Origin of the sequence: Microbacterium zouquanmingi (genome assembly GCF_052266695.1) — a bacterium.
Taxonomy (GTDB): Bacteria; Actinomycetota; Actinomycetes; order Actinomycetales; family Microbacteriaceae; genus Microbacterium.
Window position 1 is genome coordinate 221,602 of record NZ_JBQPQZ010000002.1, and the last position, 25,365, is coordinate 246,966.

Below are 25,365 nucleotides of genomic sequence, written 5' to 3' on the forward strand. Positions count from 1 at the left end.
CGGCTCGTGTCGTTGCTCAGCGTGAAAGGCTTGACTCTGGGAGTCGCTGAGTCTCTCACCGGAGGTGCTCTTGCCGCAGAGATCGTCTCGGTTCCTGGCGCATCGGCCACCCTTCTCGGTGGAGTCGTGGCCTACGCGACACCGGTCAAGGCGACGGTTCTGGGCGTAGACGAGGCGCTTCTCGAGAAGTACGGGCCAGTGCACTCCGAAGTTGCAGCGCAGATGGCCACCGGAGTGCGCAAGGCGGTGCGGGTAGCGGGACGTCCGGCCGACGTCGGGATCTCGACGACGGGGATCGCCGGCCCTGATTCACCAGACGGTCAGCCGGTCGGCACGGTGTGGATCGGCGTTTCCCGCGGTGAACAAGTCGATGCTCAGGCGTTTCGATTCGACGGCGACCGAAGTGCGGTGCGAGAGCAGGCTGTCCGTGCAGCGATCGGAGTCGCACTGCAGATGCTCGGGGAATAGCCCGTATGAGCTCGACGTTGTCATAGACGTGTTGCTCAAAGCGAAAGCACAGCGTGAAACGGTAGCGTTTTCTCCAGCGAGTCGGGTTAGACTGGCGATCCGTTCGGAGGAGACTTCGGTGAGGGAAATGGAGAGGAGGTTCCAATGATTCTTGTACGACAGGAAATCGGCGACGTGCTGAGGGACTTCCGCCTGCAGAAGGGGCGCACTCTTCGACAGGTTGCGAGTAAGGCATCTGTTGCGCTGGGTTACCTCAGCGAGGTAGAGCGCGGCCAGAAAGAGGCCTCCAGCGAGATTCTCGCTTCGGTCGCTGAAGCGCTCGATGTGCCCATCTCCATCATCATGCGCGAAGTCGGCGACAGGATCTCTGTGCTCGAGGGCATTCAGGTCTTCCCTGACGTGGTTCCCGATGACCTTATGGCGTCGGTCGAGCCCGAGCTGTCCCTGCACTGATACGACAGCGGATTCAGCGAGCCGATGCGACGCAGTGAGTTTCTTCGTGCTGTCGAGGATGAGTTCGGGCGGCGTTCTGTCACCCTCCTGAACGACCTCGTGTTGAGCGCGGTGGGTAATCGAACTCCTACCGAGGCGCTTGAGGCGGGTGTGCCGCCACGAGACATCTGGCTTGCGCTCTGTGCCGAGGCGGACGTCCCTGCGGAGCGCCGTTACGGAGTCGGACGGCTCGAGCCGCGCAAGTAGTGCTTCTTCGCAGCGGGTGCTGTGTTCGTAACCGGATGCTGTGTCAGCGGCGTGTCGTCGAATATGTGTTCGATGTGCGCGTATCGTTCTGCACAAGTGGTCTCGAGGTCTCGTTGTCCACCGTTCGTGGCATTTCCGTCCCAATGTCGGAGGTCCCTCGTACGGTGATTTCAGGCCAAGAAGCCATACGCCTTGTCGGAGAGTCCGTCCCAACCGGGGCGGCCGCGACAGCCTATAGGCGGCACCACGCGAACACGAGGAGCACACATCATGCCATCAGCAGCAGACCGCGAGAAGTCTCTGGAATCAGCTCTCGCCCAGATCGACCGCCAGTTCGGAAAGGGCTCGGTCATGCGGCTGGGCAGCGACGAGCGCGCACCAGTGGCCGTCATCCCCACCGGATCCATCGCCCTCGATGTCGCGCTCGGTGTCGGCGGACTCCCGCGTGGCCGCATCGTGGAGATCTACGGTCCGGAATCCTCCGGTAAGACCACGCTCACCCTGCACGCCATCGCCAACGCGCAGCGCGCCGGTGGCATCGCCGCCTTCGTCGACGCGGAGCACGCTCTCGACCCCGAGTACGCGAAGAAGCTCGGTGTCGACATCGACGCCCTCCTGGTCTCTCAGCCCGATACGGGTGAGCAGGCCCTGGAGATCGCCGACATGCTCGTTCGCTCCGGGGCCATCGATCTCATCGTCATCGACTCCGTCGCGGCGTTGGTGCCTCGCGCTGAGATCGAGGGCGAGATGGGTGACTCGCACGTGGGTCTGCAAGCACGCCTCATGTCTCAGGCGCTCCGCAAGCTCACCGGTGGTCTGAACCAGACCAACACCACCATGATCTTCATCAACCAGTTGCGCGAGAAGATCGGCGTGTTCTTCGGTTCTCCCGAGACCACGGCCGGCGGTAAGGCGCTGAAGTTCTACGCCTCGGTCCGCCTCGACATCCGCCGTATCGAGACGATGAAGGACGGTACTGAGGCCGTGGGCAACCGCACGCGGGTCAAGGTCGTGAAGAACAAGATGGCACCGCCCTTCAAGCAGGCGGAGTTCGACATCCTGTACGGAACGGGCATCTCACGTGAAGGCAGCCTGATCGATTTCGGTGTGGAGCATGGTCTCGTGAAGAAGTCGGGCTCGTGGTACACCTACGACGGCGATCAGCTAGGTCAGGGCAAGGAGAACGCACGCTCGTTCCTCATCAAGAACGCCGATATCGCGTTGGAGATCGAGACGAAGATCAAGCAGAAGCTCGGCATCGGCGGCGCAGTTGCGCCTGAAGCGGTGCCTGCGGCTGACGAACTCGCGCAGCGTCGTCCGGCCTGATGAGTTCTGCACACGATGACGGGGGCGAGGATCGTCTCGCCCCCGTCATTCCACTCTTCAGCGGCAAGATGATTCCCGCATCAGAGCTGGCACGTGATGAGGCCTCCACCGAACCTCGATCGACAGCAATGCCGGCGCATTCCTCTGCCCCGGGTCACAGGCCCCCGCAGAGACCAGAAGAAGCCGATCCCGACGACGTCATGCGGCACGCAGAAGAGGCGCTGGTCCGCAAGTTGCGGGCACGCTCCCTGTCTGTGTCCGAGGCGCGACACGTCCTGCGCGGACAGGGGCTCGATGCCGCCGGCATCGACGAGGTGATCGACAGATTCTGCGAGCGGGGTTACCTCGATGACGCGCTGCTCGCCGAGCACCTTGTCATCTCAGGCATCGAGCGCAAAGGCCAGGGCCGTGTGGCTCTCTCTCGCGCGCTCGCGCAGCGAGGCGTCCCGCGCGATGTTATCGATGCCGCGCTCGGTGACCTTCCGGATGATGACGCTGAGCGCGCACTGGAGTTCGCCAGAACCAAGGCGCGGTCGCTCTCGCGACTGGACTTCGACACCGCGCTGCGACGACTGATGGGGCAACTCGCCCGACGGGGTTACGGGGGATCAGTGGCGATGACGGCGGCACGGACGGCGCTGGCCGAAGCTTCGCTCGGGGGCCCGACCACAGGTGTTCGTTTCGTCGACTCGGACTGACCCCCAGATTCCGCTCGTAGAATAGGGGCACCATGACTACTCCGCGCAGCGAACCGACGATCATCACGGCCTCACCGGCCGCGGTTGATGCCGACGGACACCAGCGAACCTATGAAGTACGCACCTTCGGGTGTCAGATGAATGTGCACGATTCAGAGCGGCTTGCGGGATCGCTCGAGAGCGCCGGATATCTTCGGGCGGATACCGGTACAGAAGCCGACGTCGTCATCATCAACACCTGCGCGGTGCGCGACAACGCGGCAGGAAAGCTCTACGGCACGCTCGGTCATCTCGCCTCGGTCAAGCGTCGCAGAGAAGGCATGCAGATCGCCGTCGGCGGTTGCCTTGCCCAGATGGACAAAGACGCGGTTCTCGACAAGGCGCCCTGGGTCGACGTGGTCTTCGGCACGCACAACATGGGTTCGCTGCCTGGACTCCTCGAGCGTGCGAAGCACAACGGTGACGCCGAGCTCGAGATCCTCGAGTCCCTCGAGGTGTTCCCCTCGACGCTGCCGACCAAGCGCGACTCGGCGCACAGCGGCTGGGTGTCAATCTCCGTGGGATGCAACAACACCTGCACGTTCTGCATCGTGCCGAGCCTCCGCGGCAAGGAGAAGGACCGTCGCCCAGGAGACATCCTCAACGAGATCCGCCTCCTGGTCGAAGACGGTGCAATCGAGGTCACCCTCCTCGGCCAGAACGTCAACTCCTACGGTGTCGAGTTCGGAGACCGTCAGGCCTTCAGCCAGCTGCTGCGAGCTGCCGGTGAGATCAACGGTCTCGAGCGGATCCGCTTCACGAGCCCGCATCCTGCCGCGTTCACCGACGATGTGATCGATGCCATGGCCGAGACGCCTGCTGTCATGCCGCAGCTGCATATGCCGCTCCAGTCCGGCAGTGATCGCATTCTCAAGGCGATGCGCCGTTCGTACCGCAGCTCGAAGTTCCTCGGGATCCTCGATCGAGTGCGTGAGCGGATGCCGTTCGCGGCGATCTCCACCGACATCATCGTCGGCTTCCCCGGCGAGACCGAAGAAGACTTCGAAGACACCATGCGCGTGGTCGAGCAGGCTCGCTTCGCGAATGCATTCACCTTCCAGTACTCGATCCGTGAGGGCACACCGGCTGCGACCATGGCGGACCAGGTCCCCAAGGCTGTCGTCCAGGAGCGCTACAACCGCTTGATCGCGCTGCAGGAGAAGATCTCCCTCGAAGAGAACGAGAAACAGGTCGGACGCGAGGTCGACGTGCTCGTCTCGGTGGGCGAAGGAAAGAAGGACGCTGAGACGCACCGTCTGACTGGCCGCGCTGAAGACAATCGCCTGGTTCACTTCGAAGTGACCGAAGGATCGGAGATCCCGCGGCCGGGCGACGTCGTCACAGTCACGATCACCCACGGTGCCCCCTTCCATCTGCTCGCCGACGACCCGACGGGTGCGCCGCTGCGCATCCGCCGCACTCGTGGCGGCGACGCGTTCGACCGTGCGCAGACGGAGTCGTGCGGTATTCCGGCATCCACCGGCGAAACGGGCGCGCCACGCGCGGTCTCGCTGGGGCTTCCCACGCTCCGCGTCGGTGTCTGAGCCCCTCCCGCCGCGCCTATGGGCGATCGTCGGGGCCACCGGCACAGGCAAGAGCGATCTCGCACTCGGTCTCGCTGAAGCGCTGCGCGCCGACGGAAATCCCGCAGAGATCGTCAACGCCGATGCTATGCAGCTCTACCGCGGCATGGATATCGGCACTGCAAAGCTTCCCGTCGCGGAGCGTCGCGGCATCGGGCACCATCTGTTCGATGTGCGAGACGTCACAGAAGAAGCGGCAGTGGCGTGGTACCAGCCACTTGCTCGTGCGGCGATCGCAGACATCCACGCACATGGCGGCGACGCGATTCTGGTCGGAGGTTCGGGTCTGTATGTCTCGAGCGTGATCTTCGACTTCCGGTTTCCGCCGCGCGATCCCGCGATCAGGGCACGGCTCGAGCGCGAGCTCGAGGAACTCGGCAACAGGGCTCTCTACGAGAAGCTCGTCGCTGCGGACGGGGCGACCGCCGCGAAGGTCGATCCGAAGAATGGTCGCCGAATCGTGCGCGCGCTCGAAGTGCTCGAGCAGGGGGCGCAGACGCATGGCGCCGCACTGCCGGATGCTCCTCAACTGTGGCACGCCGACACCAGCATCATCGGTCTGCACGTCGAACGGCCGGAGCTTGTTGAGAGGCTTGACCGGCGCGTAGAGGGTATGTGGGAGCAGGGGATGCTTGAGGAGGCATCCGCGCTCCGAGAAGCGGGAATCGAACGAGGCACGACCGCACCGCGAGCGATCGGGTACGCTCAAGCGCTTGCGCAGTTGTCGGGCGAGAAGAGCGAGGCCGAAGCCATCGCTGAGACCCAGGCGCTCACGCGTCGGTATGCGAGACGACAGGTCTCCTGGTTCAAGAGATATCCCGCGATCAGATGGGTCTCGCCCATGTCTGACCCCCGTGACATCCTGATGGGATGACGACGCATTACTACACGGCTTCGAGCCTTGATGGTTTCATCGCGACGACACAGCACTCACTCGACTGGCTGCTGAAACAAGACATCGATGAGAACGGGCCCATGGCGTACGACGGATTCCGCGCGATGCTAGGGGCGATGGCGCTCGGCGCGACGACCTACGAATGGGTTCTCGCTCACGAAGGCTCCTGGCCGTATACGCTGCCGACGTGGGTGTTCACTCATCGTGCGATCTCCGTACCCGAAGACGGCTCCGTGCGGCTCACGCAGTCCGATGTGCGCGACGTGCACGCCGAGATGACGGCGGCTGCGGGCGGCAAAGATCTGTGGATCGTGGGTGGGGGAGAACTCGCCGGCCAGTTCGCCGATGCCGGACTCCTCGACGAGGTTTGGGTGCAGTACGCACCGGTCACACTGGGGAGTGGTTCGCCTGTGCTTCCGCGGGTGCTCGACCTTGAACTGATCGATGTCGCGCGCAACAGGGCCTTTCTGTGCGGGCGCTATCGCGTGCTGCGCCGAACGCCGAACACGAAGTAGGCCGCAGGACCGATCCAGTTCACGAGAATCACCGGAATCCAGGCTGGTCTCGGCCCACGGATCTCTTCTGCGCGACGCTGCGCAAGGTCCCGGAACGCCACGATCGCAAACGCGACCTGGACGATACTGATCACCACGAGCGCCGCACGGCCAGCCGGACTAGCCACGAGAGGAAGATGGAGCGGGTCGCGGTGGCTTGCGGATCTCTAGAATGAGGGAATGGTCGCATTCACCAAGGGGCACGGCACAGGCAACGACTTCGTCATCATTGCCGACCCTGACGGTGAGCTCGAGCTCACCGTAGATCAAGTAGCCGCCCTCTGCGATCGCCATTTCGGCATCGGTGCCGATGGAGTGCTCAGAGTCATCCGTTCCGCGTCGATCCCCGAGGGCGACGCTGCCCTCGCAGAGGAACCAGCGGCCGAGTGGTTCATGGACTACCGAAATGCCGACGGCTCGATCGCCGAGATGTGCGGCAACGGCATCCGCGTCTTCGCGCACTACCTGGTGCGCTCTGGGCTCGCAACGATCGAGCCGGGTTCCACGCTCCCGATCGGCACGCGTGCCGGCGTTCGTGACATCACAGCGGGTGCGGACGGATACCAGGTCGACCTTGGTCGATGGAAGCTCTCGGGCGTTGACCCGCTCGCGAAGGCTCGCGGTCTGGATGTGGCGCGCCCCGGCCTGGGCATCGACGTCGGCAATCCGCACGTCGTAGTCGCACTCGCATCGGACGAAGAGCTTGCAGGTCTCGAACTCGAATACATTCCCGAACTCGAGCCCGTGCCGCCGACGGGCGCGAACATCGAGTTCGTCGTCCCGGGGGAGCCTCTGGTTCGCGACGGTATCGGCCATGTCACCATGCGCGTGTTCGAGCGCGGAGTGGGGGAGACGCTGAGCTGTGGCACCGGTGTCGCAGCGACCGCTCTGGCTGTTCGCTACTGGGCCGGCGAGCGTGCTCCGGACCACTGGCAGGTCGAGGTTCCCGGTGGTGTGCTCGGTGTACGGATGTTCCCTGCTGAAGACGGTGAGCATGTGGCGCTGTCCGGACCCGCACAGCTCGTCTACACGGGCACCATCGACCTGTTCTGACAACGCCGGCTCTGCCGCCTCAGAGAGGCGCTTTCGGTCGAATGCGTCGCTCCATGACGGACCGCGAGACAACAGGGTGTCTCATCGAGCACCATGGTGCGTATGAGCAAGCAGATCCGTTTCAACGCCTTCGACATGAACTGCGTCGCCCACCAATCCTCCGGGATGTGGCGTCATCCGCTCGACCAGTCTGCGCGCTACAAGGAACTCGCGTACTGGACCGAGCTCGCGCAGCTCCTCGAGCGCGGGCACTTCGACGGACTGTTCATCGCCGATGTGCTCGGCACATATGACGTCTACGGCGGCACGAACGAGGCGGCGATCCGTCACGGTGCCCAGGTTCCGGTCAATGACCCCGTACTGCTGGTGAGTGCGATGGCCGCCGTCACCGAGCACCTCGGCTTCGGTGTGACCGCTGGCACCGCGTACGAACACCCCTATCCGTTCGCGCGCCGCATGACAACTCTTGATCACCTGACGAACGGCCGGGTCGGCTGGAACGTCGTTACCGGATACCTGCCTTCTGCCGCACGCAACATGGGTCATGACGACCAGCTCGAGCACGATCAGCGCTACGAGGTCGCCGACGAGTACCTCGAGGTGACGTACAAGCTCTGGGAAGGCTCATGGGAGGATGACGCGGTGATCCGCGACCGCGAAGCCGGCATCTTCACCGATCCCGACAAGGTGCACGAGATCGGCCATTATGGCGAACACTTCACCGTTCCCGGCATCCACATCTCAGAGCCCTCTCCGCAGCGCACCCCCGTGATCTTCCAGGCGGGTGCTTCTCCGCGCGGCATCGCCTTCGCCGCAGGCAACGCAGAAGCGATCTTCGTCGCGGCGCCCACGAAGACCGTTCTCGCAGGCACCGTGAAGCGCATCCGTGACGCTCTCGAAGCCGCAGGGCGCGACCGCTACTCCGCGAAGATCTACACGCTGCTGACGATCATCACTGACGAGACGAGCGAGAAGGCCCACGCCAAGCACGAGGACTTCCTCCAGTACGCCAGCGATGAGGGTGCTCTCGTCTTCATGTCGGGGTGGATGGGCATCGACCTCTCGCAGTTCGACCTCGACGAGCCGATCGGCAACGTCAAGAGCAACGCGATCCAGTCGACCGTGGCCAACTTCCAGCAGGCGAACGACGACGGCAAGGAGTGGAAGGTTCGCGACATCGCTCGGCTCGGCAACATCGGCGGTCTCGGACCCCGCGTGGTCGGCTCGCCCGAAGAGGTCGCCGACTTCCTGCAGGACTGGGTCGAAGAGACCGATGTCGACGGCTTCAACCTCGCCTATGCGATCACACCGGGAACCTTTGAGGACATTGTCGAGTTCATCGTGCCTGAACTGCAGCGTCGTGGTGTCTATCAGACCGAGTACACGCCCGGAACGCTTCGCCAGAAGCTGCACGGGCGTGGAGACCGGCTGCCAGACGAGCACCGAGGCGCGGGATTCAGCCTGCGAAACGCGTCGCGCGTCTAATCAGTCAGCGTGATCGGTTCGGTCGGCGGGTTGCCGTGCCGCCTCACCTTGAGCACGCGGTAGCCCTTGCCGGTCGCTGCGCGGTGCACGCTGTAACCGGGCTGGAAGGTCGCTACCAGCCAGCGCTGGAGCGAGTCTGAGCCGAGATTGCGCTGCACGACGAGCCAGGCGTCGCTGTGCTCATCGAGTCGAGGAATCCAGCGCTCCAGCATCCCGTGGAGAACGTCTTTGCCCACGCGGATGGGTGGATTCGAGCGGATTGTTCGAAAGACGACGTCATCGGGAACATCGTCGGGCAGAACCGCGTTGATATTGGTGAGTCCAAGCGCCTCGGCGTTGCGACGGACGAGGTCAAGAGCTCGCTCATTGACGTCGACCGCCCAGACCGTCGAGTGCGGTGCGGCGAGGGCCATGGTGATGCTGATCGGCCCCCAGCCGCTTCCGAGGTCGAGAAAGTCTCCTCCGGGTGGCAGCGGAGGCATGTTGGCGAAGAGGACTGCGGTTCCGGCATCGAGGCGGTCGGGACTGAAGACGCCACCAGCGGTGGTCACTTCGAGGTCACGGTCTGCGAGGGTGACGTTGATCGCCCGCAGGTTCTCCGCACTTGCCGGGGTCGCAGAGAAATAATGATCGGACCCCATACGCCGAGCGTACCGGAGCGGCGGGTTAAGGTTAAGACGCCGAATACAGAAGGCAGAGGATGACGAAGACCACAGACGACGCGCACAGCGACGAAACACTCGACCGCGTGCTCGCGAGCGCAGAGAGGCGCACCGAGGCGAACGTGTTCGGTGCCGCCCAGGCACTGCAGGATGCCTCGACAGCAACCTACGGCCATCGCGATGGCGACCAATGGGATCTTGAGGACCGTCACGCGCTTCGCCGTGTTGGTGGTCTTTCGACCGAGCTCGAGGACATCACCGAGGTCGAGTACCGCCAGCTGCGGCTTGAGAACGTCGTGCTGGTGGGCGTGTACCCGCAGGGTGCACAGGTCGATGCCGAGAATTCGCTGCGCGAATTGGCAGCACTGGCGGAGACCGCCGGTGCTGTCGTTCTGGACGGCGTGTTGCAGCGGCGTCCTCATCCAGACCCCGCCACCTACCTCGGCCGAGGAAAAGCTCAAGAGCTCAAGGACCTGGTTGCAGCGACAGGTGCTGACACCGTGATCGCCGACACCGAGCTTGCCCCGAGCCAGCGCCGCGCTCTGGAAGACGTCGTCAAAGTGAAGGTCATCGACCGCACCACCGTCATCCTCGACATCTTCAGCCAGCACGCGAAGAGCCGCGAGGGCAAGGCGCAGGTCGAGCTCGCACAACTCGAGTACCTGCTTCCGCGTCTGCGCGGCTGGGGTGACTCGATGAGCCGTCAGGCCGGCGGCCAGGTCGGCGCCGGGGGAGCGGGCATGGGATCGCGTGGCCCTGGTGAGACGAAGATCGAGCTCGATCGCCGTCGCATCCGCACCCGGATGGCCCTGCTTCGTCGGCAGATCCGCGATTTCGCGCCCGCACGCGACGCGAAACGCGCCGAACGCAAACGCAACACGATTCCGTCGGTTGCGATCGCCGGCTACACGAACGCAGGAAAATCGAGCCTGCTGAACGCGCTCACGAGCGCTGGCGTGCTCGTCGAGAACGCTCTGTTCGCGACGCTGGATGCCACGGTGCGTCGCTCTATGACCGACGATGGCCGTGTTTACACGTTCACCGACACGGTCGGGTTCGTGCGGAGCCTTCCCCATCAGCTCGTCGAGGCATTCCGATCGACGCTCGAAGAGGTTGCCGACGCGGACATCGTTCTGCACGTCGTCGACGGCGCGCATCCTGACCCTGCGGGGCAGCTGCAGACCGTCCGCGATGTCATGGGCGATGTCGGTGCCCGTGACCTGCCTGAGATCGTCGTGTTCAACAAGGTGGATCTGCTCACGGATGACGACCGGCTCGTGCTGCAGGGCCTCGAGCCGAACGCACACTTCGTGTCGTCTCGCTCAGGGGAGGGCATCGAGGAGCTGCGCGCGGCGATCGATGCAGCGCTGCCGATGCCGGCGGTCGAAGTGCATGCGCTCGTGCCTTACGACCGGGGAGACCTCATCGCCGCGGTGCATGAGACGGGGATCCTGCTTTCGGCGGAGCACGGTGAGCACGGCACTGAGGTGCACGCCCATGTCTCAGAGCGCCTCGCCGCGGATCTGGCGCCCTTCACACACGCGTGAGCTGGACCCCCGTCAGCGCGCCGAGAAACGAGCCTCAACCGTGGCCGAGATCACGATGTCTTCCGGTTCGTAGGCCATTTCTGCCACCCCGGTATCCGCGGTTGCGGCGAACGCCGCGCCCCGCGCTCTCAACATGGACGGTGCGGGCGCCAGCTCTCGAGAGATGAGTCCGGTGTCGGCGATCTCCACGGGAGTCACCGACTCAAGGCCCAGCGCGGCAGCGTAGGCCTGAGCGCGCTGGACTGCGACACCGACGGCAGCGGAGGCGACCTCACGTTCGACGTCGGCCCGTGTCTGGGCAGTGAGATGCCAGTCCACCCCGCCGATTTCGACGCCATCCCAGGACGAGATCGCTGACACCCAGACCGAGAGCTCGGATGCTTCCATGAAAGTGGGAGCGAAATCGACGCTGGCGCGGTAAACGAGCGCGAGTTGCTTTCCCTCGCTGCTCCACGGCCGTTCGGCGCGGACGGCGAGGCTCTTGCTGGACCAGTCCGTGACAGATCCAACATCCTGCCGCTCGGCGAGGCTCGCACGCACGGGTTCCGCCAGGCTCAGCGCACGCTCGACGACGGACGCGCGCGCAGGGCCTTCGGCGCGCACGGTGACGTGGATGGTGGCCCGCTCGGGCGCAATCCGGGTCTGGTTCTCGCCGCGCACAGTGATGGTGACATCGCTCATGGCTGTGACTCTACGCGAGGAATAGCGTGGGCACGGGTTCCGTTGTATCCTTTGATGCTCGGGTACTTCGGTGCTCGGGTGAGTAATTCCACAGAGTGACAGCGGTCATCTTCGCAAGAAGAACCACGGGGCTGATCGGTTTCGACAGTGCTTGTGAATTCACGTGAAGCGGGCCGAGGATGCAGGGTTATCTCGTGAACGCCCCCTGCAAAAACATAGTTGCCGAAACAAAGCGCAACGACTTCGCCCTCGCTGCATAAGCGAGCCCGATAGTCCGTCAGACCGTATGTGATTCCGATACGGACCCTGGCGTCATTTAGGAATCTTGCTGTGTGACGGCGTCTGGACGTCACGCGGGACTCTTCCCAGGCTGGGCTTGTCGACTTAGGTGTCTGTGACAAAGGTCGGAGCCGAGCAGAACGTCTGCACAGACTGCGCCCGGAGAAGCCGTGGATACTCAGCGTTGGACGGGGGTTCGATTCCCCCCAGCTCCACCGTCCGCTGTCACTGTGGATAACCCCCACGTTCCCTTTACGAGAGTATGGAACGTGGGGGTTTCTTCTTGCGCTCAGACGCAGGAATCTGATCCGTGTCGCGGAGAGCGTCCTCACCGAGCGGTTGTGCGTCAACCCCCTCACGGATTGATGCGCCGCAGGCATATGCTCCCCGGAACGATCGGAGGAGATGAGATGAGCGACCCGCAGAACACACACGGCACCCCGGGACCAGACGAAGAAGCAGACACTGCTTCCGGAGGCACCCCCGATGAGCCGGACAAGGTCATCGAGCAGGAGAGCGAGAGCACCGACGACGAGCATCGGCCGTTGGAGAACCCGTCCGGCGGTTGAGCTGACGTCGAGGTGGACAGACCCTCGCGTTCGGAGCTCCCCTGAACGCGAGGGTCTTCTTCACCTCACGGGTGGGTGATCAGAACCAGGCCCTGTTTTGTATCGGCGAGCGTCACCCAGCCGTCGCCGAACTCGTACGTCATGCCGAAGCCGGCTTCGTCGACCGCGATCGAGAACGATGGGTCTTCTGTTACGTAGTGGTGACCGCCCTCATCAACGCGCGTCCATCCCGCTGACAGCAGCTTCTGCTGCATCCCCGCCGATTCGGATGCGTCCAACGGTGCCCAGCCGAAGACCTGGACGTGATCGGACGCAACGGTGTAGTCACCCCAGACGCACTCCAGTCCGCCCTCAACCACTTCGCCGCCGATTCGGAATTCGCGCTCCTTGAACGTCCATCCGTGCGCGTCGAAGATTTCCACGGTGCTGGGCGCGATGAGAGTCTCGCATGTCGCGTCGGCGACCGGTTCGTTCACGGCCTCGGTCTCGACCGGGTCAGGGGATGCCGTCGGAGCGGCGGTTGAGGCGCTCGGGGTCGGAGTTGGTGTTTCGGGAGCAGGTGCGGGCTCTGCGGTGCACGCGGTGAGCACCAGGCCGAGTGCGAGAGCACTGAGAGCGCTCGGGATGCGGCTGTTCATCGGATCTCCGGATCAGTCGTTTGCGTGTGTGAGGGTGAGGAACTCGCCGTGCAGGATGCCGTTGGTCGCCAGTGCCGATCGGTCTGAGATGCTGTCGGCTCCGTCGAACGAGGTGAAGGTGCCGCCGGCCTCCCGCACGATCGGGACGGCAGCTGCGATGTCGTACTCTTTGACGTCGAACTCCGCGACCATCTCAAGTCGTCCTTCAGCCAGCAGCATGTAGCTGTACACGTCGCCGTAGGCGCGGTCGCGCCACACGCGATCGGCGACGCGGAGGAGATCGGGGAGGCGCCCGGCATCCGCCCACTGCGTGATGCTCTGGAAGCTGACCGCGGCATCGTCCAGCGATGCGACGGCGGACGTCTCGAGGCGACGAGGGCCAGAGTGCGTTGCTGTCCACGCACCTGCGCCGGTTGACGCCCACCAGCGGCGTCCGAGAGCCGGCATGCTGACCACGCCGACCTGAGGCACGCCGTCGACGGCGAGCGAGATCATGGTGCCCCAGAGCGGCACGCCGCGCATGAAGTTCGCGGTGCCGTCGATCGGATCGATGATCCACTGGCGTCGCGCATCGCCCTCGACGCCGAACTCTTCGCCGAAGATGCCGTCGGAGGGGCGCTCCTCCGCAAGAACGGATCGCAGGGCGCGTTCAGTCGCCAGATCCGCGTCTGTCACGTGCGAGCGGTCGGCCTTCGTCGAGATCTTCAGGTCGCTCGCGTCGAAGCGCGGAAGCGACTCGGAATCGGCGGCATCCGCAAGCCGGAGCGCGAGCGCGAGATCGGCAGAGAAGTCGGTGGCGGCGGGTGTTTCGGTCACGTTCTCAGGATAGTCCTGGGGATGCCGACGCGTATGCGGCCTCGATTTCGCATGCGCTGGAGAAGCTGGTAATGTAATTCCTCGGCCGGGGTTCTCCCGGGCCAAGCGCCTCTAGCTCAATGGCAGAGCAATTGACTCTTAATCAATGGGTTCCCGGTTCGAGCCCGGGGGGGCGCACGGATCAGCCTCAGAACACTCTCGCCAGTGTTCTGAGGCTTTTCTGTTTCTCAGGCGAGACCGCGCATTCTTAGGCGCGACCGCGCAGGCGACAGCTCAGGCGACAGCGATGACCTGACCGCCGGTGATCTTCTGCAGCGTCTCGAAGGTCAGCGGCATCACGGTGTGCGGATGTCCTGCCGCTGCCCAGATCTCGTCGAAAGCGCTCAGCGCCTCATCGACGAATGCGCGGAGAGGTGCGGGGTGGCCCACCGGGGCGACACCGCCGATCGCCTGCCCCGTCGCCTCCCGCACGATGGATGCTGGTGCCATTTCTACGTGACTTGCGCCGATGGATGCCGCGACGACGGCGAAGTCCGCCCGGTGCCCTCCACTTGTCATCACCAGGATCGGCTCCCCATCAGCAAGAAGCACCAGACTGTTGGCGATTGCTGCGACGTCGCACCCGATCGCAGAAGCGGCCTCCACCGCGGTGCGTGCGGAATCAGGCAGCACGCGGATCTGCGGCTCGACGCCAGCGGACTCCAGTTGCTGCTTGACGATGCGACTGCGTTCGGGGAGGGGGATACTCGCGCTCATCTGCTCACGGTAGCAATCCCGTGAAGCGGGTCGCGTTATCGGTCAGGTTGCGTCGCCGAGCGTGATGGCCTCAGCATCCTCCGTGGCGGCAACCGCTGGCCCGTCATCGATGCGCGCGAGAATCCCGAGCGAGGGCCCCACGCGCTGGCCGGTTGCGCGCTCGAGCAGGGTGAGCGCGCGCCACTGTGCGGCAGGAGCGTCGTTGTCGGCTTCCTGGGCGGCGATGTACTGCGCATGATGCTTGACGAGAATGAGATGGATGCTTACGATTCAAGTAACCTGAATCAGCTTTCAGGTTTACCCCCAAGACCTTCCAAGGGCGAAAGGCATTCACATGCGAGTTACAAAGAAGCTGCTCCTGAGCTCCGTGGTCGCCACGGCAGCCCTCGTGCTGGCGGCATGCGCACCACAGGCCGCGACTGGTGGGGGTGGTGAAAACGAAGGCGATGGCCCGGCGGAGGTCACCGTCGGTGTCATCACCAGTGAGACAGGACCTCTGGCCGGTTACGGCGAGCAGTATCTCGAGGCGTTCAAGGCAGGCCTTGACTACGCGACTGATGGCACGAACGAGGTGGACGGCACCCAGATCGTTGTCGAGTACCGTGACGATGCGGGAGACCCGGACACAGCTGTGACCGCGGCGAAGGAACTCATCGGCGATGGCGTCAACATCCTCCTGGGGAGCGCCTCCTCTGGTGTCGCGCTCGCGATGGCGGAGCAGGCCGAGCAGAACAAGGTGTTGTTCATCTCCGGGCCGGCTGCCGCCGATGCGATCACGGGTATCAACGAGTACACCTTCCGCTCGGGCCGTCAATCCGCTCAGGACGTTGCAACGGCCGGCACCTTCCTTGACGATGTCGACGGCAAGACGGTCGCTGTGTTCGCGCAGAACAATGCCTTCGGCCAAGGAAACGTGGCAGCGGTCGAGGCGATCCTGGGCGGCCAGGGAGCGACAGTCGCCCCGGTGCTCGTCGCGGAAGACGTGACCGAGTTCACGCCGTTCGCACAGCAGGTCCTCAGCGCGCAGCCGGATCTGGTGTTCGTCGCGTGGGCAGGAGCGACCTCCGGTGCAATGTGGCAGGCAATGAGCCAGCAGGGCGTCCTCGACGAGATCCCGGTGGTCACCGGTCTCGGCGATGCAGCGACGTTCGGCGCATACGGCGAAGCCTCGGAGAAGATCAACTTCCTCAACCACTACTTCGCAGCAGCGCCCGACAACGAGGTCAACACCGCCATGGTCGAATCTCTCGAAGCGGCAGGTGCGACCGCCGACCTGTTCAGCCCGGACGGCTTCAACGCAGCGATCATGCTGGTGCAGGCCGTCAAGGAGGGCAAGGGGGATGTGGATGCGATGATCGCAGCCCTTGAGGGCTTCGAATTCCAAGGGCCGAAGGGAACCAATACGGTGCGTGCAGAGGACCACGCTCTGCTGCAGGACATGTACCAGGCCAAACTGGTCGCTGATGGATCCGGGTTCGTGCCCGAGCTCGTCGCGACCGTCGACGCGGCCGACGTCGCGCCGTAACCGGCGCCCCTGCGATAGAAGGCGAAATTCCCGATGAACGACACCCCAGTCCTGTCCGACCGCAGATCAGATGGCGCGTCACTCCGCGTCGAAGGTCTCGGCCTGCAGATCGGCGGAGCGACGATCCTCAAAGACGTCGATCTCGACATCGCACCCGGTTCCCTCGTTGGGGTCATCGGTCCGAACGGTGCGGGCAAGACCACGCTGTTCAACGCGATCTCGGGCGTGACCCGGCCCACCGCCGGTCGGATCATCCTCGATGGCGATGACATCACCGATCTGTCCGTCCCGAAGCGGGCACGGGCGGGACTGGGGCGCACGTTCCAGACTTCGAGTCTGTTTCCCAAGCTCAGCATTCTCGAGAACGTCCGGGTGGCTGTCCAAGCGGCGCGGGGCGGCAGCTACTCCCTGCTGAAATTCCCGCGACGTGACGATGCGGCGACCACCCAGGCGATCGCAGTGCTCGAACAGGTCGGGCTCGCACACCGCCTGGATACGCCGGCCGGTGATATCAGCCATGGCGATAAACGCAAGCTCGAGATCGCATCGCTGATGGCCACTGACTCACGCCTCGTGCTGCTCGACGAGCCGATGGCCGGAGTCGCCTCGGGCGACGTAGCAGGACTCGTCGGCAACATCCGTGAGATGCAGCAGGCCAGCGGCTGCACCGTGCTCATGGTCGAGCACCACATCGATGTGCTCATGGGACTCGTCGATCTCGTCGCAGTGATGTACTTCGGCACGATCATCGCAGTCGACACGCCGCAGAACATCATGGAGAACCCCACGGTGCAGAGCGCCTATCTCGGAACGGGGGCAACGGCATGACCGACCCCATTCTTCAGGTCCGATCGCTCCGAGCCTCCATCGCCGGTCAGCAGGTCGTCGAGGACGTGACCTTCGACGTGCCGGCCACCGGGATCACCGCGGTACTCGGCCGCAACGGCGTCGGAAAAACTTCGACTCTGCGCGGAATCCTCGGACTCATCTCCCGGCGCGGCGAAGTACTGCTCGAAGGCGAGAGGATCGACGGGCTGCCCACGCACAAGATCGTCCAGCGCGGTGTCGGCTACGTGCCCGAGGACCGCGAAGTCTTCGCAGGCCTCACCGTCGCAGAGAATCTCGCTCTCGCAGAACGGCAGCGAGATCCGCGCCGCGAGTTCGTGGCGGAGCTCTTCCCCGACCTCGTACAGCGCAAGGATCAGCGCGCGGGAACTCTCTCCGGCGGCCAGCAGCAGATGGTCTCCGTCGCACGCGCACTTCTCAACGACAACCGAATCATCCTCGTCGACGAACCCACCAAAGGGCTCGCGCCGAAGATCGTGCAAGAGGTGTCAGAGGCGCTCGCTGAGGCCGCGAAGACTGTTCCGATTCTGCTCGTCGAGCAGAATCTCGACGTGGTCCGCCAGCTCGCTGCCGACGCTATCGTGATTGCCGGCGGTCGGGTCGTGCACACGGGAGATGCGAACGCGATTCTCGACGACCCTGACCTCACCCGACGGCTCCTCGGAGTCAGTTCGGAGGCGCACGCATGAGCGCGCTCATCCTCACCCTCGTCATCGGCGTCGGCCTCGGCGCGCTGTACTTCCTCGTCGCCAGCGGACTGAGCCTGATCTATGGACTCATGCACGTGCTGAACTTCGCGCACGGCGCGTTCCTCACCCTCAGCGCTTTCGTCGGCTGGGCTGTCGCGCAGGCTGTCGGGGCCGATACCTGGCCGGGCTTCCTGCTCTCGATCCTCGTCGGAGCGGTGGTGGGTGGGGTGTTCGCGACTCTCACCGAACTCGTGCTGATCAGACCGCTCTATGAACGACACATCGAGCAGGTGCTCGTCACCGTCGGACTCTCGTTCGCCGCGATCGCCCTGTTCGAGGGCATCTGGGGAACCGATGCCATCAACGTCACAGGCCCATCGTGGCTCGGCCAGACGACGAATGTTCTCGGTGCCAGCATCCCGAACAAATATTGGGTGCTGATCATCGCCGCCGGTCTCGTTCTGGCGGGCCTTGTGCTGTTCCTGAAGAACACGCGATACGGCATGATCATCCGCGCCGGCGTCGAGAACCGCGCCATGGTCACCGCTCTCGGCATCGACGTGCGCCGCTCGTTCACCCTCGTATTCGCGATCGGTGGAGCCGCGGCGGGAATCGGCGGTGTACTCGCCATGCACGCCATGACCTACGTATCCGCCCACCTCGGCTCGACCCTGCTGATCTTCGCATTCATCGTGACGGTCGTCGGCGGCCTCGGCTCGCTTACGGGAGCTGCGATCGCTTCGGTGCTCGTCGCCGTGCTGCAGCAGGTCGCCAACACCTATCTCGGCGGCACCGGCGACTTCATCGTCGTGATCCTGCTCGCCGTCGTCCTGCTCGTGCGACCCGCGGGCCTCATGGGGAGGAAAGCATGATGGCTCTCAAGCGCTTTGCGCCCGCAATCGTCGGTGCAGTTCTCGTCATCGTGATGGCGATCCTGCCGTTGCTCAACCTGTCGCTGCCCGGCATCCTGCCCGGGCCCACGTACACACCGGGTTCGCTCGCTCTCCTCTCTCTGTGCATGGTCTTCGCGGCCCTCGCGCTGTCGTACAACCTGCTGCTCGGCTCGGCGGGCATGCTGTCGTTCGGCCACGCGCTCTATTTCGGCGCTGGTGCCTACGGTCTCGGCATTCTGCTCGATGCCTTTGCCCTTCCGCTGTGGCCGGGCGTGTTCGTCGCAGTGCTGGGCGGCATGGTGGTCGCACTCGTCACCGGCGCAGTCGCGATGCGCGTGAATGGAATTCCCTTCGCGATGGTGACGCTCGCATTCGCTCAGGCCGGCTCTGTGCTCGTCCGACGCAACCAGGCGATCACCGGCGGTGAAGAAGGCCTCGGCCTGCACACCGAGAGCGTGCCCGACTGGTTGGTCGGCGTGATCAACACCCGCAACCTGTACTGGTTCGCCCTCATCGTGCTCGTCCTCGTCTACCTGATCGTGCTCTGGGTCGATAAGTCCCGGCTCGGTCACCTCGCCGCCGCAGCGCGCGAGAACGAACTGCGCGTCGAGGTTCTGGGGCTCCGCCCTGCTCGTGCGAAGCTCATCGTCTTCGTGATCGCCGCCCTCTGCGCGAGCCTCGCCGGCATCGCCTACCTGCTGCTGCAGTCGGGAACTCAGCCCAGCGCGGTCGGCGCCGACCTCACGATCACGGTGCTGGTGATGGTAGTTCTCGGTGGTGTCGGATTCCGCTGGGGCGCGATCGTCGGCGGCGTGCTCTACACGATCCTCGATCAGCGACTCACGGTGCTTGCCAGGGCTGACGGGATTCAGGCGCTGCCCGATTTCCTCCGCATCCCGCTTTCGGAGCCTCTGTTCCTGCTCGGCGTACTGTTCATCCTCGTGGTGATGTTCCTGCCGGGCGGCATCGCCGGGACCGTCGACAACCTGCGTCGCCGTCGCCGTGGCGCCGTTGCCCGCGCGGGCTCGCTCGCAGCGCTTGAAGACAGCGAGTCGCTCGACGCCGAGGTGAGTGTGCGATGAGCTCCGAGCTCGATGGACTGCACACGGTCGGCCGATGGCTGCGCGATCGCGCGGCGTCGAATCCGGCGAAGACCGCGATCGACGACCGCGGTGTGGCTCTGGACTACGCGACGCTCACTCATCGCTCAGAACAGCTCGCGATGCGACTGACGCAGGCCGGGTACGGTGCCGGACAGCGCATCGCCACAGTGTCGGGAAACTCGGCCGATCATGTTGTCGCTTTCTTCGCGTGTGCGTTCCTCGGCATCGCCTTCGTGCCGCTGTCATGGCGCTTGACTCCGACAGAGCTGGCCGAGCTCATCCGTCGGAGCGGCTCTGACCTCGTACTCGTCGAGGACGAGTACGTCGCCCTTGCCGGCGCGGCATTGCGGATGCTGGGCCCGGACGCTCCCGCCTACGTGTTCCTCGGGAGCACAGGGGCCGAGGCCGATGTGCCTCGCGCGCAGGCACCGGTGCCGACGCGTCCCGTGCGTGACGAAGATCCGCTGCTGGTGATCTACACGTCGGGGAGCGAGGCGGCGCCCAAGGGCGTCGTGCTCACTCACGCGAACTGCTTCTGGACGAACATGGCGCTGTCGCAGGCCATGCCGATGGTGTCGACCGACGTCGTGCTGGCGATGCTGCCGCAGCATCATGTCGCCGCGTGGAACGTCCAGCCGCTCCTGGCGTGGTGGGCGGGCGCGACGGTGGTGCTCGAGCGCTCTTTCCAGCCCGACCGAGTGCTGCAGCTGATCTGCGAGCGACGGGTCACGACGATGATGGGTGTGCCGACGCAGTACCGGATGCTGCAGGCGACACCGGGCTGGGCAGACGCCGATTTCTCGTCCCTGCGCCACGTGCTCGTCGGCGGCGCGACGATCCCCGTTGATCTCGCTGAGGCATGGGCAGAACGTGGCGTGGCTTTCACGCAGGGGTACGGGCTCACCGAGGCAGGGCCCAATGTGCTCGCCCTGCCCGCAGCGGAGTTTGCCTCCCACCCCGGAGCTGTCGGCCGTCCCTACCCGTCGGTCGACGTCTGCCTGGTCGACGTCGCCACGCTGTTGCCGCTCGAGGGCGAAGCCACTGGCGAGCTGTGGGTGCGCGGCCCCAGCACGTTCGCTGGCTATCTTGATGATCCGGATGCTACCGCCAGAGCCCACTCGAACGACTGGCTGAGGTCGGGTGACCTCGCGCATCGCGATTCCGAGGGCATCTATCGGATCGTCGATCGACTCAAGGAGATCTACGTCTCAGGGGGCGAGAACGTCGCCCCCGCCGAAGTCGAGCGGGTGCTGAGCGAGCATCCGCTTGTCGCGTCAGTCGCCGTGGTCGGCGCGCCCGACCCGGTCTGGGGTGAGCGCGGCTGCGCGTTCGTCGTGGCACGTGATGTGCTGTCAGCCGACGAGCTGCGCGCCTTCGCTCGTGAGCGCTTGGCCGCCTTCAAACTCCCGGCGCGGATCGTCTTTCTCGACGATCTGCCCCGGTCCACGATCGAGAAAGTCGCTCGTGCGCGCTTGCGTGCGATGGCCGCGCAGCTGATGAACGACCAAGCAGAAGAGAGCACTGATGACCGAGTCTTCTGAGACTGCCGCCGTCGATACCTTCGTGTCTCCTGCCACAGGGCGACCGCTCACGAAACGCGGAGAGGCCACCAGAACGAAGCTGCTGGTGGCAGCCGAGTCTGTGTTCGCCGACCTCGGTTACCACGAGGCATCGATCGTGAAGATCACCGAGAGCGCAGGCGTTGCACTCGGCACTTTCTACCTGTACTTCGACAGCAAGCAGAGCATCTTCGAGGCACTCGTCATCGACCTCAACAGCAGAGTGCGGCATTCGATGTCAGAGGCCATGGCTCAGGCGACTGATCGTCTGGAGGCCGAGCGGCTCGGCTTCGAGGGGTTCTTCCGATTCACGGCGGCTCACCCCGCGCTCTACCGTGTCGTTCGCGAAGCCGAGTTCGTGTCTCCGGCCACGCTCAGGATCCACTACGAGCGGATCGTGGAGGGGTACCGCGCGGGCCTGCGCGCAGCTCAGCGAGACGGCGACGTGGATTCTGGGCTCGATGCCGAGGTAGCCGCATGGGCGCTCATGGGTGCGGGAGAGCTGATCGGGATGCGATATCTGCTGTGGGAAAAGGATGCAGCAGGCAACCCTCCCTCTGCGATCGACCCCGCCGTGATCGCCGGTATGACGAGGTTCATCGAGAACGCGCTGCGGCCCAGAGCGACCGTATCCACGCGAGAAGGAGAGCGAGCATGACTGAACAGGATCTGACCGGACGCCGTGCAGTCATCACTGGTGGCGCGAGCGGGATCGGGCTCGCGTGCGCACAGGAAGTCGCGGCACGCGGTGCGCATGTCATCATCGCGGACCTCGATCGTGCTGCGGCCGAGCAGCATGCGGCAGCCCTGGGCGGCGAGGCATGGACAATCGATCTCTCTGAGACGACCGCACTCGATGACCTGAAGCTCGAAGCTGACATCCTGATCAACAACGCCGGGATCCAGCGGGTCAGTCCGATTCAGGACTTCGATCCTGATTCGTTCCGCACGATCACTCGGATCATGCTCGAAGCTCCCTTCCTGCTGATCCGCGCGGCGCTTCCGGGAATGTACGAGCGGGGCTGGGGGCGGGTCATCAACATCTCCAGCGTGCACGGTCTCCGTGCCAGTCCGTTCAAATCCGCGTACGTGGCAGCCAAGCACGGGCTGGAGGGGCTCTCGAAAGTGACCGCTCTCGAGGGCGGAGCGCATGGAGTGACCAGCAACTGCATCAATCCGGGGTATGTGCGCACGCCTCTGGTCGAGAAGCAGATCGCTGACCAGGCGAAAGTGCACGGCATCCCGGAGAGCGAGGTCGTCGAGAAGATCATGCTCACCGAGAGCGCGATCAAGCGACTCGTCACCCCGACCGAAGTCGCATCTCTCGCCGGATGGCTGGCGTCACCGCATGCCGGGATGGTCACGGGAGCCTCGTACACGATGGACGGCGGATGGACTTCTCGATGAGCACACACACCTATCGCACCGTGGATGTCCCGGTGAGCGGGGGAGAGCTGCGTGTCGGCGTCTGGGACCCCGTGGGCGCTCGTGATGACACGCGCGCACTGCTCGCCATTCACGGCGTCACGTCGTCGCACCTCGCGTGGCCGTTCCTCGTCGAGGAGCTGCCCGGGGTGCGTGTGATCGCACCCGACCTGCGTGGGCGCGGGGCGAGCAGGAGCATCACAGGTCCAGCCGGAATGGCCGCTCACGCGGCCGATATGGTCGCCGTTCTGGATGCTTTCGCGCTCGCCACTGTGCCCGTCGTCGGCCACTCGATGGGCGGCTTCGTCGCTGTGGTCCTGGCGCACCTGCACCCGGAGCGTGTGGAGCGCCTGCTCCTCATCGACGGCGGCCTGCCTCTGGATGTGCCAGCGGGTGTGAATCCTGAACAACTGGTATCCCTCATTCTCGGGCCGACGGCAGACCGGCTGTCGAAGCGCTGGAGCAGTGTTGACGAGTACATCGAGGCGTTCTGGAGGCACCACCCGGCGTTCGAGGGGGACTGGAGTGATGCACTCGAGCAGTACATCGCCTACGACCTCGTGAGCGACGGGGATCGATTGCGCCCCGCCACGAGCTACCAGACCACCGTCGAAGACACCATCGATCTGAACCTGGGGTCGGCGTTGACCGAATCGCTCGCGGATCTGCGGCATCCGACGCTGTTCGTCACGGTCCCACGCGGGCTCCAGAACGAAGAGCCGGGACTGTACCCGCCAGCGCACCGCCAGCGTCTGCTCGACGCGTTTCCTGACCTGGTCCACCAGCACATCGATGACCTCAACCACTACACGATCGTCATGAGCGATCGTGGTGCGGCCGCCCTCGCTCCGCTCGTGCGGTCAGCGCTCGAATCTCCGCGAACGCGAGTGGTCTGAGCAGCTCAATGCGAGGTGCGGCTGCTGATGCGAGAGGACAGCTGGTGAGCGTGCGCCAGGAGGGTGCGTCCTAGGTCCGCCAGGCGATCAGCGCCGAAGCGGAATTCAACCCCCGTCAGGCTCAACGCCCATTCCGGCCGTCCAGCGCGGTCGAACACTGCGGCCCCCATGCCCCAGCTGCCGTTCACGATGAGACCGGGGTTCACCGCGTAGCCGCGTTCCTTCGTCTCGGCCAGTCGTCGGCGCAGGGGAGAGAGCCCGTGCGTGCGTCCCCAGCGTTGGCTGAGCTCTGGGTGGCGCTCCAGATACGCATCCACATCGTGGTCAGGGAGAAAGGACAGGATGGCGAGCCCTGCGCTTGCAACGCCGAGGGGGAACCGCACTCCTTCGCTCAGCACGAAGGAGCGGATCGGGAACGCTCCCTCCTCGCGCAGCAGGCAGACCGTCTCGTCCGCGCGGCGCACCGAGAGGAAGGCGCTCTCCTCGGTCTTCACAGCCAGCGAGCGGACGATATCGCGCGCGAGTGCAGTGATGTCGTAACGGGCTGCGGCCACTGATCCCATGAGGAACAGCTCCGGTCCCGGCATCCATCGGGCGGTCTCCTCATCGCGATCGACGAGGCCTTCGGCGCGCAGTGCGCTCAGCAGTCGATGCGCGGTCGATCGGGAGAGATCGGCGGAACGCGCAAGGGACTGCACCGTCGCGCCCTCCTCACCGCTGGACGTCACCAGTCGCAACAGGCGGGCGGCACGCGCCACGGCCTGCGCGCCGGGTACCGTACGATCGTGGGTGTCCACAATGTGGACACTAGTCGGCGATTCGCCCATATCGCAAGAGCGGGTTTCGACCCGAAGCACGCGAAGGCGGATGCTGGAAGAAGACCTCACACGAAGGAGTGCTGCGTGATCGACAAGCAATGGGCCTCGGCTACCGAAGCCGTCGCAGATATCCCGGACGGCGCGTCCCTGGCAGTCGGAGGGTTCGGTCTCTCGGGCAACCCGATCGCGCTCATCGAAGCGCTGCTCGCGCAGGGGACCACGAACCTCAGCGTCGTCAGCAATAACTGCGGCGTGGACGACTGGGGCCTTGGTATCCTGCTGAACGCACAGCGCATCCGAAAGATGACCTCGTCGTACGTCGGCGAGAACAAGGAGTTCGAACGGCAGTTCCTCTCGGGCGAACTCGAGCTGGAGCTCACGCCTCAGGGCACTCTCGCCGAGAAGCTGCGTGCCGGCGGTTCTGGAATCGCCGCGTTCTTCACCCAGACGGGTGTCGGTACGCAGGTCGCCGAGGGCGGTCTGCCGCGTCGCTATAACGCAGATGGCTCGATCGCTGTGGCGTCTCCCGTGAAAGACGTGCGGTCCTTCGAGATCAACGGCGTGGCGAAGGACTTCGTCCTCGAAGAGGCGATTGCGACCGACTACTCACTCGTACACGCCGCGGTCGGGGACCGGCACGGCAACCTCGTCTTCAACAAGGCCGCGCGCAACTTCAACCCGCTGGCAGCCATGGCGGGTCGGGTCTGCATCGCCCAGGTCGAGGAACTCGTCGAACCCGGCGAGATCGATCCAGACAGCGTGCACCTTCCCGGCGTGTTCGTGCACCGCATCATCGAAGTGGGAACCGACATCGAGAAGCGCATCGAGCGTCGCACCGTCACTCAGAGCGAAGGAGCCTGATC

29 protein-coding genes, 1 tRNA gene and 1 other RNA gene are annotated in these 25,365 nt (G+C 64.6%); 24 read left to right on the top strand and 7 right to left on the bottom strand.

The genetic code is table 11. The features are described 5' to 3' along the window. The first annotated feature begins 6 nt into the window (after nucleotides 1–6). The 8 genes from ACTU6U_RS05195 (at nucleotide 7) to ACTU6U_RS05230 (ending at nucleotide 6,223) form a co-directional block, all read left to right on the top strand. Entirely contained in the window at nucleotides 7–468 is a 462-nt protein-coding gene (locus ACTU6U_RS05195) for a CinA family protein (RefSeq protein ID WP_443468430.1), read from the top strand. Nucleotides 469–612: 144 nt separating this feature from the next. After that, a complete protein-coding gene (locus tag ACTU6U_RS05200) occupies nucleotides 613–921 on the top strand; it encodes a helix-turn-helix domain-containing protein (RefSeq protein WP_443468104.1) in 309 nt (102 codons plus the stop codon). Between the two features lie 24 nt (nucleotides 922–945). Next, on the top strand, nucleotides 946–1,167 hold the full coding sequence (locus tag ACTU6U_RS05205) for a DUF3046 domain-containing protein (RefSeq protein WP_443468105.1): 222 nt from the start codon (nucleotides 946–948) through the stop codon (nucleotides 1,165–1,167). A 270-nt stretch (nucleotides 1,168–1,437) separates the two neighbouring features. Further along, nucleotides 1,438–2,493 (top strand): recombinase RecA, encoded by a 1,056-nt coding sequence (gene recA, locus ACTU6U_RS05210; RefSeq protein ID WP_443468106.1) that lies wholly within the window; start codon nucleotides 1,438–1,440, stop codon nucleotides 2,491–2,493. Further along, nucleotides 2,493–3,191, top strand: coding sequence for a regulatory protein RecX (locus ACTU6U_RS05215; RefSeq protein ID WP_443468107.1), 699 nt, complete (start codon nucleotides 2,493–2,495; stop codon nucleotides 3,189–3,191). The genes recA and ACTU6U_RS05215 overlap by 1 nt, the downstream gene beginning before the upstream one ends. Before the next feature lie 32 nt (nucleotides 3,192–3,223). Next, complete coding sequence (gene miaB / locus ACTU6U_RS05220) at nucleotides 3,224–4,774, top strand: tRNA (N6-isopentenyl adenosine(37)-C2)-methylthiotransferase MiaB (protein WP_443468108.1); 1,551 nt, start codon at nucleotides 3,224–3,226, stop codon at nucleotides 4,772–4,774. After that, nucleotides 4,767–5,687 (top strand): tRNA (adenosine(37)-N6)-dimethylallyltransferase MiaA, encoded by a 921-nt coding sequence (gene miaA / locus ACTU6U_RS05225; RefSeq protein ID WP_443468109.1) that lies wholly within the window; start codon nucleotides 4,767–4,769, stop codon nucleotides 5,685–5,687. The genes miaB and miaA overlap by 8 nt, the downstream gene beginning before the upstream one ends. Beyond that, nucleotides 5,684–6,223, top strand: coding sequence for a dihydrofolate reductase family protein (locus ACTU6U_RS05230; RefSeq protein ID WP_443468110.1), 540 nt, complete (start codon nucleotides 5,684–5,686; stop codon nucleotides 6,221–6,223). Before miaA ends, ACTU6U_RS05230 begins: the two co-directional genes overlap by 4 nt. On the opposite strand, the gene ACTU6U_RS05235 is transcribed toward ACTU6U_RS05230, so the two are convergent. Continuing rightward, entirely contained in the window at nucleotides 6,187–6,390 is a 204-nt protein-coding gene (locus ACTU6U_RS05235) for a PLDc N-terminal domain-containing protein (RefSeq protein WP_443468111.1), read from the bottom strand. The two genes, ACTU6U_RS05230 and ACTU6U_RS05235, sit on opposite strands and share 37 nt — an antisense overlap. 52 nt (nucleotides 6,391–6,442) lie before the next feature. Here ACTU6U_RS05235 and dapF point away from each other — a divergent pair, with 52 nt between their 5' ends. Then, on the top strand, nucleotides 6,443–7,315 hold the full coding sequence (gene dapF / locus ACTU6U_RS05240; protein ID WP_443468112.1) for a diaminopimelate epimerase: 873 nt from the start codon (nucleotides 6,443–6,445) through the stop codon (nucleotides 7,313–7,315). Between the two features lie 102 nt (nucleotides 7,316–7,417). After that, nucleotides 7,418–8,800: an LLM class flavin-dependent oxidoreductase gene (locus tag ACTU6U_RS05245; protein ID WP_443468113.1), complete on the top strand. Its 1,383-nt coding sequence runs from the start codon at nucleotides 7,418–7,420 to the stop codon at nucleotides 8,798–8,800. On the opposite strand, the gene ACTU6U_RS05250 is transcribed toward ACTU6U_RS05245, so the two are convergent. Continuing rightward, nucleotides 8,797–9,441: a class I SAM-dependent methyltransferase gene (locus tag ACTU6U_RS05250; RefSeq protein WP_443468114.1), complete on the bottom strand. Its 645-nt coding sequence runs from the start codon at nucleotides 9,439–9,441 to the stop codon at nucleotides 8,797–8,799. The genes ACTU6U_RS05245 and ACTU6U_RS05250 overlap by 4 nt on opposite strands. 59 nt (nucleotides 9,442–9,500) lie before the next feature. Between ACTU6U_RS05250 and hflX the strand changes: the two genes are divergently transcribed. Beyond that, a complete protein-coding gene (gene hflX, locus ACTU6U_RS05255; RefSeq protein ID WP_443468115.1) occupies nucleotides 9,501–11,009 on the top strand; it encodes a GTPase HflX in 1,509 nt (502 codons plus the stop codon). 12 nt (nucleotides 11,010–11,021) lie between these two features. On the opposite strand, the gene ACTU6U_RS05260 is transcribed toward hflX, so the two are convergent. Further along, a complete protein-coding gene (locus ACTU6U_RS05260; RefSeq protein WP_443468116.1) occupies nucleotides 11,022–11,690 on the bottom strand; it encodes an SIMPL domain-containing protein in 669 nt (222 codons plus the stop codon). A 127-nt stretch (nucleotides 11,691–11,817) separates the two neighbouring features. On the opposite strand from ACTU6U_RS05260, the gene ssrA reads away from it, so the two are divergent. Both ssrA and ACTU6U_RS05270 read left to right on the top strand, forming a co-directional pair. After that, nucleotides 11,818–12,187, top strand: a transfer-messenger RNA (tmRNA) gene (gene ssrA, locus ACTU6U_RS05265). A gap of 192 nt (nucleotides 12,188–12,379) precedes the next feature. Beyond that, the gene (locus ACTU6U_RS05270) at nucleotides 12,380–12,538 is read left to right on the top strand and encodes a hypothetical protein (protein WP_443468117.1); all 159 of its coding nucleotides are present in this window, start codon (nucleotides 12,380–12,382) and stop codon (nucleotides 12,536–12,538) included. Nucleotides 12,539–12,603: 65 nt separating this feature from the next. On the opposite strand, the gene ACTU6U_RS05275 is transcribed toward ACTU6U_RS05270, so the two are convergent. Continuing rightward, nucleotides 12,604–13,176, bottom strand: coding sequence for a hypothetical protein (locus tag ACTU6U_RS05275; RefSeq protein ID WP_443468118.1), 573 nt, complete (start codon nucleotides 13,174–13,176; stop codon nucleotides 12,604–12,606). 12 nt (nucleotides 13,177–13,188) lie between these two features. Further along, nucleotides 13,189–13,992: an inositol monophosphatase family protein gene (locus ACTU6U_RS05280; RefSeq protein ID WP_443468119.1), complete on the bottom strand. Its 804-nt coding sequence runs from the start codon at nucleotides 13,990–13,992 to the stop codon at nucleotides 13,189–13,191. Between the two features lie 105 nt (nucleotides 13,993–14,097). Here ACTU6U_RS05280 and ACTU6U_RS05285 point away from each other — a divergent pair. Beyond that, a tRNA-Lys gene (locus ACTU6U_RS05285) sits at nucleotides 14,098–14,169 on the top strand. Nucleotides 14,170–14,265: 96 nt separating this feature from the next. Here ACTU6U_RS05285 and ACTU6U_RS05290 read toward each other — a convergent pair. Further along, on the bottom strand, nucleotides 14,266–14,748 hold the full coding sequence (locus tag ACTU6U_RS05290) for a YbaK/EbsC family protein (protein WP_443468120.1): 483 nt from the start codon (nucleotides 14,746–14,748) through the stop codon (nucleotides 14,266–14,268). 334 nt (nucleotides 14,749–15,082) lie between these two features. Here ACTU6U_RS05290 and ACTU6U_RS05295 point away from each other — a divergent pair, with 334 nt between their 5' ends. Genes ACTU6U_RS05295 through ACTU6U_RS05335 form a run of 9 tightly spaced genes read left to right on the top strand, consistent with a single transcriptional unit; the run spans nucleotide 15,083 to nucleotide 23,684 of the window. Next, the gene (locus tag ACTU6U_RS05295) at nucleotides 15,083–16,273 is read left to right on the top strand and encodes a substrate-binding domain-containing protein (RefSeq protein WP_443468121.1); all 1,191 of its coding nucleotides are present in this window, start codon (nucleotides 15,083–15,085) and stop codon (nucleotides 16,271–16,273) included. A 33-nt stretch (nucleotides 16,274–16,306) separates the two neighbouring features. Beyond that, nucleotides 16,307–17,101: an ABC transporter ATP-binding protein gene (locus ACTU6U_RS05300; RefSeq protein ID WP_443468122.1), complete on the top strand. Its 795-nt coding sequence runs from the start codon at nucleotides 16,307–16,309 to the stop codon at nucleotides 17,099–17,101. Further along, nucleotides 17,098–17,808, top strand: coding sequence for an ABC transporter ATP-binding protein (locus ACTU6U_RS05305; RefSeq protein WP_443468123.1), 711 nt, complete (start codon nucleotides 17,098–17,100; stop codon nucleotides 17,806–17,808). The genes ACTU6U_RS05300 and ACTU6U_RS05305 overlap by 4 nt, the downstream gene beginning before the upstream one ends. Then, on the top strand, nucleotides 17,805–18,680 hold the full coding sequence (locus ACTU6U_RS05310) for a branched-chain amino acid ABC transporter permease (protein WP_443468124.1): 876 nt from the start codon (nucleotides 17,805–17,807) through the stop codon (nucleotides 18,678–18,680). The genes ACTU6U_RS05305 and ACTU6U_RS05310 overlap by 4 nt, the downstream gene beginning before the upstream one ends. After that, nucleotides 18,680–19,783 carry a branched-chain amino acid ABC transporter permease gene (locus ACTU6U_RS05315; protein WP_443468125.1) on the top strand — a complete coding sequence of 368 codons (1,104 nt, stop codon included), beginning with the start codon at nucleotides 18,680–18,682 and terminating at the stop codon, nucleotides 19,781–19,783. Before ACTU6U_RS05310 ends, ACTU6U_RS05315 begins: the two co-directional genes overlap by 1 nt. Next, nucleotides 19,780–21,345: a class I adenylate-forming enzyme family protein gene (locus ACTU6U_RS05320; RefSeq protein WP_443468126.1), complete on the top strand. Its 1,566-nt coding sequence runs from the start codon at nucleotides 19,780–19,782 to the stop codon at nucleotides 21,343–21,345. Before ACTU6U_RS05315 ends, ACTU6U_RS05320 begins: the two co-directional genes overlap by 4 nt. Beyond that, the gene (locus ACTU6U_RS05325) at nucleotides 21,329–22,021 is read left to right on the top strand and encodes a TetR/AcrR family transcriptional regulator (protein WP_443468127.1); all 693 of its coding nucleotides are present in this window, start codon (nucleotides 21,329–21,331) and stop codon (nucleotides 22,019–22,021) included. Before ACTU6U_RS05320 ends, ACTU6U_RS05325 begins: the two co-directional genes overlap by 17 nt. Continuing rightward, nucleotides 22,018–22,770: a 3-hydroxybutyrate dehydrogenase gene (locus ACTU6U_RS05330; RefSeq protein ID WP_443468128.1), complete on the top strand. Its 753-nt coding sequence runs from the start codon at nucleotides 22,018–22,020 to the stop codon at nucleotides 22,768–22,770. The genes ACTU6U_RS05325 and ACTU6U_RS05330 overlap by 4 nt, the downstream gene beginning before the upstream one ends. After that, nucleotides 22,767–23,684: an alpha/beta fold hydrolase gene (locus ACTU6U_RS05335; protein WP_443468129.1), complete on the top strand. Its 918-nt coding sequence runs from the start codon at nucleotides 22,767–22,769 to the stop codon at nucleotides 23,682–23,684. Before ACTU6U_RS05330 ends, ACTU6U_RS05335 begins: the two co-directional genes overlap by 4 nt. Before the next feature lie 5 nt (nucleotides 23,685–23,689). Here ACTU6U_RS05335 and ACTU6U_RS05340 read toward each other — a convergent pair whose 3' ends face one another. Continuing rightward, entirely contained in the window at nucleotides 23,690–24,481 is a 792-nt protein-coding gene (locus ACTU6U_RS05340; RefSeq protein ID WP_443468130.1) for an IclR family transcriptional regulator, read from the bottom strand. Between the two features lie 105 nt (nucleotides 24,482–24,586). Between ACTU6U_RS05340 and ACTU6U_RS05345 the strand changes: the two genes are divergently transcribed. Continuing rightward, nucleotides 24,587–25,363 carry a CoA transferase subunit A gene (locus ACTU6U_RS05345; protein ID WP_443468131.1) on the top strand — a complete coding sequence of 259 codons (777 nt, stop codon included), beginning with the start codon at nucleotides 24,587–24,589 and terminating at the stop codon, nucleotides 25,361–25,363. The last annotated feature ends 2 nt before the right edge of the window (nucleotides 25,364–25,365 follow it).